Annotated in this window: 13 protein-coding genes and 1 pseudogene; 9 read left to right on the top strand and 5 right to left on the bottom strand. The window is 66.2% G+C overall.

All coding sequences use genetic code 11. The annotated features are described in order from the left end of the window. From JNJ68_RS00825 to JNJ68_RS00835, 3 genes and pseudogenes are all read left to right on the top strand, one after another. A pseudogene (locus JNJ68_RS00825) lies at positions 1 to 141 on the top strand (DUF1285 domain-containing protein); the annotation flags it as partial. A gap of 6 nt (positions 142 to 147) precedes the next feature. Further along, positions 148 to 924, top strand: coding sequence for a TIM barrel protein (locus tag JNJ68_RS00830; protein ID WP_294977806.1), 777 nt, complete (start codon positions 148 to 150; stop codon positions 922 to 924). Between the two features lie 134 nt (positions 925 to 1,058). Then, positions 1,059 to 1,244 carry a zinc-finger domain-containing protein gene (locus tag JNJ68_RS00835; RefSeq protein WP_294977807.1) on the top strand — a complete coding sequence of 62 codons (186 nt, stop codon included), beginning with the start codon at positions 1,059 to 1,061 and terminating at the stop codon, positions 1,242 to 1,244. Between the two features lie 15 nt (positions 1,245 to 1,259). On the opposite strand, the gene JNJ68_RS00840 is transcribed toward JNJ68_RS00835, so the two are convergent. Beyond that, positions 1,260 to 1,715: a GNAT family N-acetyltransferase gene (locus JNJ68_RS00840; protein ID WP_294977808.1), complete on the bottom strand. Its 456-nt coding sequence runs from the start codon at positions 1,713 to 1,715 to the stop codon at positions 1,260 to 1,262. A gap of 389 nt (positions 1,716 to 2,104) precedes the next feature. Between JNJ68_RS00840 and JNJ68_RS00845 the strand changes: the two genes are divergently transcribed. From JNJ68_RS00845 to JNJ68_RS00860, 4 genes are all read left to right on the top strand, one after another. Continuing rightward, positions 2,105 to 2,590, top strand: a complete 486-nt coding sequence (locus JNJ68_RS00845; protein ID WP_294977810.1) for a hypothetical protein — start codon at positions 2,105 to 2,107, stop codon at positions 2,588 to 2,590. A gap of 162 nt (positions 2,591 to 2,752) precedes the next feature. After that, the gene (locus tag JNJ68_RS00850) at positions 2,753 to 3,421 is read left to right on the top strand and encodes a DUF2459 domain-containing protein (RefSeq protein WP_294977811.1); all 669 of its coding nucleotides are present in this window, start codon (positions 2,753 to 2,755) and stop codon (positions 3,419 to 3,421) included. Positions 3,422 to 3,472: 51 nt separating this feature from the next. Continuing rightward, positions 3,473 to 6,307, top strand: coding sequence for a DNA polymerase I (polA, locus tag JNJ68_RS00855; protein ID WP_294977812.1), 2,835 nt, complete (start codon positions 3,473 to 3,475; stop codon positions 6,305 to 6,307). Further along, positions 6,304 to 6,663, top strand: coding sequence for an MmcQ/YjbR family DNA-binding protein (locus tag JNJ68_RS00860; RefSeq protein WP_294977814.1), 360 nt, complete (start codon positions 6,304 to 6,306; stop codon positions 6,661 to 6,663). The genes polA and JNJ68_RS00860 overlap by 4 nt, the downstream gene beginning before the upstream one ends. Before the next feature lie 130 nt (positions 6,664 to 6,793). Here JNJ68_RS00860 and JNJ68_RS00865 read toward each other — a convergent pair whose 3' ends face one another. The 3 genes from JNJ68_RS00865 to JNJ68_RS00875 all read right to left on the bottom strand — a co-directional run bounded on the left by JNJ68_RS00865 (position 6,794) and on the right by JNJ68_RS00875 (position 9,270). After that, positions 6,794 to 7,249 (bottom strand): DUF1203 domain-containing protein, encoded by a 456-nt coding sequence (locus JNJ68_RS00865; RefSeq protein ID WP_294977815.1) that lies wholly within the window; start codon positions 7,247 to 7,249, stop codon positions 6,794 to 6,796. Positions 7,250 to 7,315: 66 nt separating this feature from the next. Continuing rightward, entirely contained in the window at positions 7,316 to 7,687 is a 372-nt protein-coding gene (locus JNJ68_RS00870; RefSeq protein WP_294977817.1) for an HIT domain-containing protein, read from the bottom strand. Between the two features lie 5 nt (positions 7,688 to 7,692). Then, positions 7,693 to 9,270, bottom strand: a complete 1,578-nt coding sequence (locus tag JNJ68_RS00875; RefSeq protein ID WP_294977819.1) for a DUF5928 domain-containing protein — start codon at positions 9,268 to 9,270, stop codon at positions 7,693 to 7,695. Positions 9,271 to 9,416: 146 nt separating this feature from the next. On the opposite strand from JNJ68_RS00875, the gene JNJ68_RS00880 reads away from it, so the two are divergent. Beyond that, on the top strand, positions 9,417 to 10,235 hold the full coding sequence (locus JNJ68_RS00880) for a sulfotransferase family protein (RefSeq protein ID WP_294977821.1): 819 nt from the start codon (positions 9,417 to 9,419) through the stop codon (positions 10,233 to 10,235). A gap of 14 nt (positions 10,236 to 10,249) precedes the next feature. Beyond that, on the top strand, positions 10,250 to 10,648 hold the full coding sequence (locus JNJ68_RS00885) for a GFA family protein (RefSeq protein ID WP_294977892.1): 399 nt from the start codon (positions 10,250 to 10,252) through the stop codon (positions 10,646 to 10,648). A 42-nt stretch (positions 10,649 to 10,690) separates the two neighbouring features. Here JNJ68_RS00885 and JNJ68_RS00890 read toward each other — a convergent pair whose 3' ends face one another. Further along, positions 10,691 to 11,923, bottom strand: coding sequence for a urate hydroxylase PuuD (locus JNJ68_RS00890; protein ID WP_294977823.1), 1,233 nt, complete (start codon positions 11,921 to 11,923; stop codon positions 10,691 to 10,693). Positions 11,924 to 12,005 lie beyond the last annotated feature (82 nt).

The following is a 12,005-nucleotide window of genomic DNA, read 5'->3' on the forward strand; positions in this document are numbered from 1 at the left end:
CTCTGGGCGCTGATCGACCGGAAATCCTTCTACCGGCTGATCGATCTGGGTTGCCATGAAGACCACGACGGGCATAAGTGGTTCGGACTCTGGTCCTCGGGGCAGTTCTTCCCGGTGATCCCCTCGTCGGAATTGCCCTGATCCGAAATGCCCCGCTTCGCCGCCAACCTCACCTATCTCTTCACCGAGGTTCCGACGCTTGACCGCCCCGACTGGGCCGCGCGCTGCGGCTTCGACGGGGTCGAGGTGCTGTTTCCCTATGACCAGCCGATGGCGGACTGGGAACGCGCGCTGAACGGCCTGCCGCTCGCCCTGATCAACACGCCGCCCGGCGACTGGGCCAGTGGCGACCGGGGCTTTGCCGCCGTCCCCGGCATGGAACTCCGCTTCCGCGACAGCTTCCTGCGCGCCGCCGAATATGCCACCCGGCTGGGTGCTGCGCGGGTGCATGTGATGGCAGGGGTGGCCAAGGGGCCGCAGGCGGAACAATGCTATGCCGAGAACCTCGCCTGGGCGCTGGCCGAGGCGCCCGACCTGACGCTCACGGTCGAGCCGCTGAACCCCGACGACATGCCGGGCTATTTCCTGAACGACTACGACCAGGCCGCCCGCATCCTGGACGACCTCGCCAGCGCCCGGATCGGCCTGCAGTTCGACATCTGGCACGCCGCCCGCCTGCATGGCGACGCCGGTCTGGTGTGGCAGGACCACCGCCACCGGATCAACCACGTCCAGATCGCGGGCTTCCCGGCGCGGAACGAACCCGGCGGCGGCGGCTTCTCACTGCCCGACCTCTGCGACGCCATCGACGCCGAAGGGCCGGAGGTCTGGATTTCCGGCGAATACCGCCCGGCGAAGGGCACGGCGCAGGGGCTGGGCTGGCTGACCGCGCTCAAATCCCGCGGGGCGCTGATCGGGGGGTAGAGTGGGCAAGTCTCGCCCAGGCCACTGTCGTTGTCGCCAATTTGCCCACCCGGCTTCCGGCTGCGTGCAATCCCCTTGTGCCGCCTCGACCTCCCCCGTTAAATGGCGCTGAAGCCAGCACAGGACTCTCAGCCATGCCGATCGAAGCGCCGGAAACCCAGACCGTCACCCGCTGGAAAGTGGCTTGCGACGGCGGCGAGGGCGCGCTTGGCCACCCCCGCGTCTGGCTTTCGATCCCGCTGGAGACCGGCTGGGTCGAATGCGGCTATTGCGACAAGCGCTACGTGATCGACCGCGACCACGCCCACGACGACCACTAGTCTCGCGCCGTTCGATCACTCCGCCGCAAAGCGCGGCTCGCGGTCAGGCCCCAGCGCCCGCCAGACCAGCGCGGCACCGTCCGTCTCGGGCCGGGTGCTGATCGTCAACCCCTCGCAGCCCGCATCCGCCGCCGCTGCCCGCGCCGCCGCCAGAAGCGCCCGCCCGATGCCGCGCCCGCGGTCGGGTTCCTGCACGTAAAGCTCTTCGACCACGCCCCAGTCCGCCCCCGCGACCATATTGCGGCCGAGGATGAGCAGCACGAAGCCCACCGGATGCCGCTGCGGGCTGTCGGCGCGCAGCGCGACCAGCAGGCGCGCCGCGCGCCCCTCCAGCGCGATCCGCGCCAGCACGCGCGGCGTGATCGTTGCGGGCATCCCGTGCCGCGCGGCCAGCGCGATCAGCATGCGATGCACTTCGGGCAGGTCCCCGGCCGTGGCAGGCCGGGTCGTGACGGGGGAGGTCGGGATCATCTTCGGTTTCCTTCGCTTGGGGGGCCCGGCGAGGGGGAACCTGTTCAATCATCCGGCCTGACCCTCGCGGGGCGGCTTTCTGGGTTTGCTTTTCGGTGTGAAACGCTGCCCGGCCGCCTATGTGGCGTCGGTCCAATAAAACGAGACAGGGATCATCGGGTGCAGCATGGCCAGACCATGCGCCGGGCGGTGCGGGCCGTCAAGCCCCTCCGCACCCGGCCTTACGCCCCGGCGGATCGCCCCTGCGCGGCATCACGCCATTGTTGGCCATGGCGGGGAACATACTTCCCCTGATTCCGTTCTTCCCCCGAGACCCTTGGCCCCATCTGCCTTCCGGCATGCGGCGACCCGGGTCGTTTGAACGTGAACCCTCATACCGGAGATCCCAGATGAAACTCTACGCCCCCCTCTTCGCCGTCCTCCTGGCGACCCCTGCGCTGGCGCAGACCGAAGCCGACGGAAATGCCGGCAACGCGATCGACACCGAAGGCCTCTCCACCCGCTCGGGAGCGGCGTTCTACAGCGATGACGGCATGGTCACGCTGCGCACCGCCGAGGAAGCCAGGGTCGGGTGGTCTTCGCTGACCCCCGAGGACCAGCAGGCGCTGCGCGACCAATGCGCCAACCTGCCGACCGAGGGCGCCGAGACGGCCGAGAACACCGCCCCGGCGGATACCACATCGGCCCCGGCTCTGCCCGAAAGCGAAGGTGCGCAGACCGAGGACACCAGCGCTCCGGCCGACATCACCTCCGAACCCTCGCCGCAGCCGACCGAAGGCGCGGAGACCGCAGAGAACTCGACCCCGATGGCGACCAACTTCGTCGCCGACCCGGTCCGTCTGCGCGCCGTCTGCGACATGATCGGCGGGTTCTAGGCTCCGACCGTCCTGCCTGACAGCGGGCGGCATCGAAAGGTGCCGTCCGTTTTCCTTTGCGCAAACGCCGCGCCCCTGCCCCGTCGCATCGGGTTCCGCCCAGCTTGCAGGCCAGCCGCAGCGCGCGCCAGGATCGGGATCGACCTGACCTCGGGACCCCGCATGCGCCGCGCCCTTCGCCTTCTTGCCGCCGTCCTTGCCCTTCCCCTCTGCTATCTCGCCGCCTCGATCCTCCTGCCCCTGATCCCCGGCCCGGGACCCGACCTCTCCGGCCCGCCCGCCCGGACCATCGGCCTCCTGCAAGGCCCGATCCATACCGACATCCTCTTTCCCCTCAGCCCCGATATCCGCGCCCGCTTCGCCTTCGCCGAACCCGCCGGGGTGCCGCTGACCCACCCGGACGCGGAATGGCTGGTCTTCGGCTGGGGCTCCGCCGCCTTCTACACCACGGCGGGCACCTATGCCGACGTCAGCGCCGGGGCGATCCTGACCGCCGCCACCGGCGACGGGGCGGTGATCCGTCTCGACGTGCTCGGCCCGCTGCCGCCGCTGGAGAACCTGCGCTTCCTCCAGCTTTCCGAAGCGCAGTTCCAGGCGCTCCTCACCCGGGCCACCGCCGCCTTGGCGAGCGAGACGAAGCTCGATCACCCCGGCTTCACCGGACGCGACGCCTTCTTCCCCGCCCATGGCCATTTCAGCCTGTTCCGCACCTGCAACGTCTGGCTGGGCGAAACCTTCCGCGCCGTGGGCATCCCTTTCGGCCTCTGGACCCCGGCCAACTGGTCCGTAACCCTGTCGCTCGACCGGCACCTTGCGGCCCAAACCGGGTAGCCCCCGCCCGACCTTTCTGCCAATACTCCCCTGATGCGACGGGAGACGACCATGACCTTCGGCAAGGGCCACCACCTGCACCTCATCGACGGCTCGGCCTATATCTTCCGCGCCTACCATGCGCTGCCGCCGCTCACCCGCAAGTCCGACGGCCTGCCGGTCGGCGCCGTCGCCGGCTTCTGCAACATCCTGTGGAACGAGCTGTCGCGCGCCGCCTCGAACGGCAAGGCCGCGACGCACCTGGCCGTGGTCTTCGACCATTCCGCCACCACCTTCCGCAACGCGCTCTACCCCGCCTACAAGGCCAACCGCCCCGACCTGCCCGAGGATCTGGTCCCGCAGTTCCCCCTCACCCGCGAAGCGACCCGCGCCTTCAACGTCGCCTGCCTTGAAACCGAGGGTTATGAGGCGGACGACATCATCGCCGCCCTCTCCTGCCGCGCGGTCGAGGCGGGCGGGTCCTGCACGATCATCTCCTCGGACAAGGACCTGATGCAGCTGATCCGGCCGGGCGTCGACATGTTCGACCCGATGAAATCCCGCGCCATCGGCCCGGACGAGGTGATGGAGAAATTCGGCGTCGGCCCCGAACGGGTGATCGACGTGCAGTCGCTGGCGGGCGATTCTGTCGACAACGTCCCCGGCGCACCCGGCATCGGATTGAAGACCGCCGCGCTCCTGATCCAGGAATATGGTGACCTCGACACGCTTCTCGCCCGCGCGCACGAGATCAAGCAGCCCAAGCGCCGCGAGAGCCTGATCGACAACGCCGACCAGATCCGGATCTCGCGCCAGCTGGTGACGCTGGACTGCGACACCCCGCTGGACGTGACGCTGGACGATCTGGAAATCCGCCTGCCGGAGGCCCCGGCGATCATGGACTTCCTCACGAAGATGGAATTCCGGACGCTGACAAAACGTGTCGCCGACAAGCTGGGTATCGCCCCCCCTGCTCTGCCCGAGACATCGCAACTGCACGTCACCCCCCGCGCCGAGGAGAAACCGCAGGAGGAAGAGCGCCTGCCCTTCGACCCCTCCACCTACGTCTGCATCCGCGACCTTCCCACCCTCGCCCGCTGGCTCGACCGCGCGCGCGAAATGGGCCTGCTCGCCATCGACACCGAGACCACCAGCCTGGACGAGATGCGCGCCGAACTGGTGGGCATCTCGCTGGCGGTCGACCCCGGCAAGGCCGCCTACATCCCCTTGGGCCACACCACCGGCGGCGGCGACCTCTTCGGCGCGACCGCGCTGGCGGAAGACCAGCTGACCCTGCCCGAGACCCTCGCCGCGCTGAAACCCGTCCTCGAAGACCCGTCGATCCTCAAGATCGGCCAGAACATGAAATACGACTGGAAGATCTTCGCCCGCCTCGGGGTTCGCATCGCGCCTTTCGACGACACCATGCTCATGTCCTATGCCATGCACGCGGGCCTCCACAACCACGGCATGGACGAGCTTTCCGACCGCTACCTCGGCCATACGCCGATCCCGATCAAGTCGCTCCTCGGCTCCGGCAAGTCCCAGATCACCTTCGACAAGGTCGCCATCTCCGACGCCACCTGCTACGCCGCCGAGGATGCCGACGTAACCCTCCGCCTCTGGCAGCGATTCAAACCGCAGCTGCACCGGGCGAAGGTGACCACCGTCTACGAAACGCTGGAGCGCCCGCTGGTCCCGGTGCTCGCCGACATGGAAATGGCGGGCATCCAGGTCGACCGCGACACCCTCAACCGCATGTCCAACGCCTTCGCGCAGAAGCTGGTGCAGCTGGAAGAGGAAATCCAGTCCATCGCGGGCGAGAAGTTCAACGTCGGCTCGCCGAAGCAGCTGGGCGAAATCCTCTTCGACCGGCTGCAAATCCCCGGCGGCGAGAAGGGCAAGACCGGGGCCTACGGCACCGGCGCCGACATCCTGGAAGACATCACCACGCTCGAGGACAGCCACCCGCAGGGCGCGCGTCTCGCCGCCCGCATCCTGGACTGGCGGCAGATCGCCAAGTTGAAGAGTACCTACACCGACGCGCTGCAACTGGCGATCAACCCCGATACGGGGCGCGTCCACACCTCCTATTCCATCGCCGGGGCCAACACCGGGCGGCTCGCCTCCACCGACCCGAACCTGCAGAACATCCCCGTCCGCACCGAGGAAGGCCGCCGCATCCGCGAGGCCTTCGTCGCCCCGCCGGGCCGCATCCTCGTCTCGCTGGACTACAGCCAGATCGAGCTGCGTATCCTCGCCCATATGGCCGACATCCCCGAACTCAGGAAAGCCTTCGAGGACGGCATCGACATCCACGCCCTCACCGCGTCCGAGATGTTCAACGTCCCCCTCGACCAGATGACCCCCGACATCCGCCGCAAGGCCAAGGCGATCAACTTCGGCGTGATCTACGGCATCTCGGGCTTCGGCCTCGCCCGCAACCTGCGCATCCCCCGCGCCGAGGCGCAGGGCTTCATCGACCGCTATTTCGAGCGCTTCCCGGGCATCCGGGGCTACATGACCGACACGGTGAAGTTCGCGCAATCGAACGGCTTCGTGCAGACGCTCTTCGGCCGCCGGATCAACACGCCCGAGATCAACGCCAAGGGCCCCGGCGCAGGCTTCGCCAAACGCGCCGCGATCAACGCCCCGATCCAGGGCACCGCCGCCGACGTGATCCGCCGTGCGATGATCCGCATGCCCAAGGCCATCGCCGGGATCGACGCCAGGATGCTGCTGCAAGTCCACGACGAACTGCTGTTCGAGGTCGCCGAGGCCGACGCCGACCGGCTGGTCGCTGCTGCGAAAGAGATCATGGAAGGTGCCGCCCACCCCGCCATCAGCCTCAAAGTCCACCTCGCGGTCGATGCCGGGAAGGGCCGGAACTGGGCAGAAGCGCATTGATCCGCGACTGGCCCGAGCTCAAGGCCCTCGCCCTGTCCCTCAACCTCCCCGAGGTCAAGACCGCCCACCCCTGGGGCCACGAAGTCCTCAAGGCCCATGGCAGGATGTGGTGCTACTGGGCCGCGCTGGCCGACGGCGCCCCGTTCAAGGCCGGACCCGAGGAACGCGAGATGCTCATCGCCGCCGACCCCGACACTTTCTTCCTCCACCCCCACTACACCCCGCACGGACTGATCCTGGTCCGCGCGGGACGCATCGACACAGGCTGGGCCAAAGCCCGTCTGACCCGGCAATGGCGCGACGCCGCCGCGAAGCGCTGGCTGAAGGCCTGGGACGCCGCCCACCCGCAAGCCTGATCATTTTCTGTCTGCAAGTATCCCAGGGTTTGGGGCAGAGCCCCATCAGCCTTTTCTTCGCGCCCTTCCGCGCGAAGAAAAGAGAAAGACTCTGCGGCGACCAGCCGCTCGATTTGAAAACCGCCCCGACCTAGCGGTCGATCCGGCATTGATAGCAGTTGTTCCGCGCCGAGCGCACATGGACATAGGCCACCCGCGGATCGGCCAGAAGCGTCGCGGCCAGTGCCGGGATCAGGGGCGTGGGGGCGACCTCTCCGGTGCCATAGACGATGCGGTCATCCGGCCCGTAGCCCCGGACGATGTAGTCAGGCGAGGCCAGAATCTCCGGCAGAGCCTCGCCGCCCCCTGCCTTGCAGGGATCGGCACACAGGAAGATCGGCCCGGTTTCCGCATAGGGCTGAAGTGCGGGAAAGGGCCGATGCGCCAGCACCAGCATCCCCGCACCCTCCGGGATCATCTTCAGACAGTGCCGACAGGGATTGCCCGCGCCTTCCGCAATCTTCCGCTCCGGCAGCTGGCCGTTCGCGTCCCGCCCGCCCGCCTGCAAGGCCCGAACCACCGGGGTCGGGATCGCCACATATCGCATGTCATCCTCCACTTTTCCCGGAAGATGGCCCCCGACCGGCGTCAAGACGACCCGAAGCTTGCGGGATCACGCCCGCTCCAGCATCCGGCCCAGAACCCGGCCACCCAGGATATGCAGGTGGTAATGCGGCACTTCCTGCATCCCGTGCATGCCCGCATTGGTGATCGCGCGGAACCCCTCGTCCCCGGTCAGCCCCAGGATGGCGCAGACCTTCGCGACCGTGCGGTGGAAATCCACCAGCTCTTCCTCAGACGCCTCGGCGGCGAAATGGTCGAAGGACACATAGGCCCCCTTCGGCACCGCCAGCACATGCACCGGAGCCTGCGGATGGATGTCGTGGAACACCAGCGTATGCGGCGTCTCCATCACCGTCTTGTTCGGGATCTCGCCGCGCAGGATGCGGGCGAAGATGTTGGTCGGGTCATAGGTCCAGCTCATGATACTCAATCCACGAATAGATAATCGGTTGCGGCGATCTCGCGGGCCGTCGCCAGCGGGATCTCCAGGAACTCCGCCAGCGCCAGCGCATTCTCCTCCGGGCTCGCGCCCTCGCGCAGGCAGAAGTGCCCGGCAAGGTTCAGGTCGCGCAGGCGGTCGCTCTCGAACTTCACGTCATAACGGATCGTCGGCAACAGTTTTTCCATCGCCGCCACCGGCGTTTCCGCCCCCGCCAGACCCACCCGGCGGGCATGGCCGACCAGGTAGTCGTCGCTGAAGGCGCAGTCGATTTCCAGAAGCCGCATTCGCGCGCGGTCCTGCCGGAAATCCTGAATCAGCTCCACGCTGCCCGGATCGACGCAGAGCACCAGCCGGTCGGTGCCCCAGTGCTCGAACAGCATCCGCACCAGCGCTCGGCGATGTCGCATCCGCTTTGCGATAGAGCCCTGGATGCCGCCCAGGTCCGGCAGCGCCGTCGCCTCCTCGTTGAACAGATAGTCCACCGCCGGAATCTGCGCCAGGTTCCGCACCCGGTCGACCAGGCGCTTGGCGACATGCCATTTCTTGCAGGCCACCACCATCAGCGTCCGATCGCGGCCAAGGCTCGTCTCCGCCTCCCAGAAGCGCTGCGCGAAGCGCCGCCCCTCGCGCCCGCGCGCGGCGAGGTAGGCGAACTGCCGCCGCCCCTCGTCCGCGATCACGAACTCCCGTCCGGTCTCGGAATAAAGCGCGCCCAGCCGTTCCTTCAGTTGGCTGGCATCGGGGCTGATCTTGCGGGCAAAGAGGAAGCCCTGCGACAGGAGCAGGTCATAGTGATCGTCGTAGAAGGTCGCCGGCATCCCGTAGTCGGTGAACATCAGGAAGGTCAGCGTCCGCGACCGGATCTCGCGCTCGGGCACCAGATGGCCGACGAGGGTCTGGAAGAAGGTCTCGTCCGGGATCCAGGTCGTCGAGAAGAACCGCACCACATCCCGGCGGCGGGAAACGAAATCCAGCACCGCCTCGACCGTCCGCCGCCGCAGGCACCACCACTGGCTGCCTATGCGGATGGCCATGTCCTCGGGCACCTTCCGTGCCAGGCCCAGACGCTTTTGCAGTTCCATCGACCGGTAGAACAGCCCCTTGCGCTTGCGCTCGTTGAACCAGTGCCGGTAGATCAGCCGTTCCTCCTTGATCCCGGTCTTGATCCAGTCCGAGCCGAAGAAGTCGAAGCTTTCGATATAGTCGACGTCCTCGCGCTCCAGTCGGTCGCGGATGTACTCCGCTGTCTTGATCGGCATGCAGTCGCCCGACAGCATGTAGAAATGCGTCGCCCCCGGGAACGCCGCCACCGCCGCCTTCAACCCCTCCAGCGTTGCGGCGACCAGGCTCCACTCGCCCCAGCCGCATCTGACGCGGCGGCGCGCGAAGCTCACCTGCGGATTCGCCGCCAGCGCCGCACGGATGCGGGCAAAGTCGTCCCGATTCGAGCGCGCGTCGAAATGGATCGCCACGCAATCCCCCGCCGCCGTCAGCCGCAGGGTCTGGGCGATGACGCCGTCGGGGTCCTTGTGGCAGAGCAGGATGAAGGCGATCTGCGTCATTGGGTCGGCATCGGGCAATCCCAGGGGAACAGTGCTTCCCTAAACCGGGCCAAGGTTCCTTGAAAAGCCCGATTGTGTCTGCTTGACTGCCGCAATCCGAATTCACACATATCGTTCCAGTATTTGGTCACAGGAGGCTTTGCATAATGGGTTTTCCCGGAACCTGGATGACGGAAAGCGAAAGCGTCGTCTACCGGGTGGTGCCGAAATGTGCCTGCTCCACCATCGGGCAGATCATGTATTACTCCGACCACGGCCGGTTCTACGACGGCGACATCCACGACGCTACCAGCGGGCTGCACAAATGGGCGCTTGATGCCAGCCAGCCGGTGATCGACCGCACCGTCCGGGCGCGCAAGACCTATGCCTTCACCTGCGTGCGCAATCCCTACACCCGGATCCTGTCGTCCTTCTTCGACAAGATCTGCGGCATCCAGCGCAACGGCAAGCGCTACCGCGGCAACCTCGTCCCGCTTTTGATCCAGAAATACGGGATCGAGGTCGGGGGCGAGGACGGCAAGCAGGAGTTCGACCAGATCGCCAGCTTCCGCCGCTTCCTGCTCTTCACCCGCGACACCATCCGCTGGAAGAAGCCGATGGAGCCCGACATCCACTGGTCGGCGATGGCGGGCCATGTCTCGACCTTCATCGTCAACGGCGGGCGCTACAACCAGATCTTCTTCACCGAGGATTTCAATCCCGGGATGCAGGTGGTCCTGGACAATATCCAGGTGAAACACCCGGTCGACCTGACGCAGATTCCGCGTTTCAACGAAAGCGAAGGCCACGGGCCGAAGCGCGCCCATCCGGTCGAGGCCTATTTCGATGACCTGTCGATGCATCTGATGTGGGAAATCTACAAACGCGACTTCCAGCTCTTCCGCTATGATTTCGACAATCCGGCCAACAAGATGCCGAAGGGCCCGGTCGATCTTGACGAGGTTCACGCCAAGCTGGGGGATTAGCAGGGGAGACCATGATGGACACCGTAGCTGGCGGCTGTGTCTGCGGAGCTGTGCGGATTGCTGCTACGGGCAAGCCCTACAGGGTCGGGGTCTGCCACTGTCTTGACTGCCGAAAGCGGCACGGCGCTGTGTTCCACGCCTCGGCGATATTCCCCGAAACCGCTGTCACCGTGACCGGCGAAACCCGCACCTATCGGAGCAACCACTTCTGCGTGACCTGCGGCTCACAAGTATTTGCCCATTTCGACGACGAGATCGGCATCAACCTCGGCGCGCTTGACGAGCCCTCCCGGTTCCGACCGACATATGAGCTTTGGACCATCCGGCGCGAGGACTGGCTGCCCGACTTCCCAGGGATGCGGCGTTACGAAAAGGACCGCGGCGAGGGTCGTGAGGAGCCCCAAGATCCTTAAGCAAGGAATTTGACAAGTTTCTTACTTAAGAAACTTGGCCCCTCACACCGGGTCTTCTGCCCCCGCCCCCCGGAACCACTTCACGATCGCCGCCCGCTCCTCCGGCTCGATGAAGCTCAGGTTGCCCGGCGGCATGGCATGGGTCACGCCCGCCTGAAGATAGATGCGCCGCGCCTCATGCGCGATCTCGGCTTCCGTCTCCAGCACCACGCCCTTGGGTGGCCAGTGCAGCCCCTCCCAGCCCGGTTCCGCCGCATGGCACATGCTGCACCGGCCCTGCACGATCCCCACCACCTCCTCGAACCCGTCGGCCGAGGCATAGACCAGCGCTTCGCCCTTCAGCGCGGCCTCGCCTTGCACCATGCGCATCGGCGCCGTGGAAAGCCAGGCGATCGCCAGGAACAAGAGCACCGTCACCAGCCATGTCCAGTGCGGGTTGCCCGCCCGGGCGTGCTTGGTGTTGAACCAGTGCCGGATCGTCACCCCCATCAGGAAGACGAGGCTGGCGATCACCCAGTTCCACTCCGTCGCGAACACGAGCGGATAGTGGTTCGACAGCATCAGGAAGACGACTGGCAGCGTCAGGTAGTTGTTGTGCGTCGACCGCTGCTTGGCGATCTTGCCGTATTTCGGGTCCGGCTTCCGCCCCGCTTTCAGGTCAGCCACCACGACGCGCTGGTTCGGCATGATCACGAAGAACACGTTCCCCGACATGATGCTGGCGGTGAAGGCCCCCAGATGCAGCATCGCCGCCCGGCCGGAAAACACCTGGGCATAGAACCAGCTCATCGCCACCAGCACGCCGAAGAGCGCGACCATCAGCACCGTCTGGTTCGCGTTCACGAAGACCTTGCACAGCGTGTTGTAGGCGATCCAGCCGAAGGCCAGCGATGCCAGCGAAATCCCCACCGCCTGCCAGACCTGCAACTCCATCACCGTCGGGTCGATCAGGAACAGCTCGGCCCCGAGGTAATAGACCAGCACCAGCATGGCGAAGCCAGACAACCAGGTCGCATAGCTTTCCCATTTGAACCAGACCAGATGATCCGGCATCGAGGCCGGGGCAACCAGGTATTTCTGGATATGGTAGAACCCGCCGCCGTGGACCTGCCATTCCTCGCCATCCGCCCCGCTGGTCAGGTTGCGGTCGCGGTGCAGCCCAAGGTCCAGCGCGATGAAATAGAAGCTCGACCCGATCCAGGCGATTGCGGTGATCACATGCAGCCAGCGCACCGCGATCTCGACCCATTCCCCCAAGACGACCCAGTCATACATAGCCATCCCTCCCCGGCTTGTCGGCAAACGCTATCCTGCCGGGCACCTTTCTGTTAATCCATAGAAAGCCCGCATCACTTTC

It is taken from the genome of Tabrizicola sp. (assembly GCF_016793705.1).
In the GTDB taxonomy this organism is placed as follows: domain Bacteria; phylum Pseudomonadota; class Alphaproteobacteria; order Rhodobacterales; family Rhodobacteraceae; genus Tabrizicola.

What these genes read in the sequence shown, in the direction of transcription:
- JNJ68_RS00845 (WP_294977810.1), top strand. Translation starts at nt 2,105, where the DNA reads ATGAAACTCTACGCCCCCCTCTTCGCCGTCCTCCTGGCGACCCCTGCG.
- JNJ68_RS00885 (WP_294977892.1), top strand. Translation starts at nt 10,250, where the DNA reads ATGGACACCGTAGCTGGCGGCTGTGTCTGCGGAGCTGTGCGGATTGCT.
- JNJ68_RS00835 (WP_294977807.1), top strand. Translation starts at nt 1,059, where the DNA reads ATGCCGATCGAAGCGCCGGAAACCCAGACCGTCACCCGCTGGAAAGTG.
- JNJ68_RS00865 (WP_294977815.1), bottom strand. Translation starts at nt 7,249, where the DNA reads ATGCGATATGTGGCGATCCCGACCCCGGTGGTTCGGGCCTTGCAGGCG.
- JNJ68_RS00880 (WP_294977821.1), top strand. Translation starts at nt 9,417, where the DNA reads ATGGGTTTTCCCGGAACCTGGATGACGGAAAGCGAAAGCGTCGTCTAC.
- JNJ68_RS00890 (WP_294977823.1), bottom strand. Translation starts at nt 11,923, where the DNA reads ATGTATGACTGGGTCGTCTTGGGGGAATGGGTCGAGATCGCGGTGCGC.
- JNJ68_RS00875 (WP_294977819.1), bottom strand. Translation starts at nt 9,270, where the DNA reads ATGACGCAGATCGCCTTCATCCTGCTCTGCCACAAGGACCCCGACGGC.
- JNJ68_RS00830 (WP_294977806.1), top strand. Translation starts at nt 148, where the DNA reads ATGCCCCGCTTCGCCGCCAACCTCACCTATCTCTTCACCGAGGTTCCG.
- JNJ68_RS00870 (WP_294977817.1), bottom strand. Translation starts at nt 7,687, where the DNA reads ATGAGCTGGACCTATGACCCGACCAACATCTTCGCCCGCATCCTGCGC.
- JNJ68_RS00840 (WP_294977808.1), bottom strand. Translation starts at nt 1,715, where the DNA reads ATGATCCCGACCTCCCCCGTCACGACCCGGCCTGCCACGGCCGGGGAC.
- JNJ68_RS00850 (WP_294977811.1), top strand. Translation starts at nt 2,753, where the DNA reads ATGCGCCGCGCCCTTCGCCTTCTTGCCGCCGTCCTTGCCCTTCCCCTC.
- polA (WP_294977812.1), top strand. Translation starts at nt 3,473, where the DNA reads ATGACCTTCGGCAAGGGCCACCACCTGCACCTCATCGACGGCTCGGCC.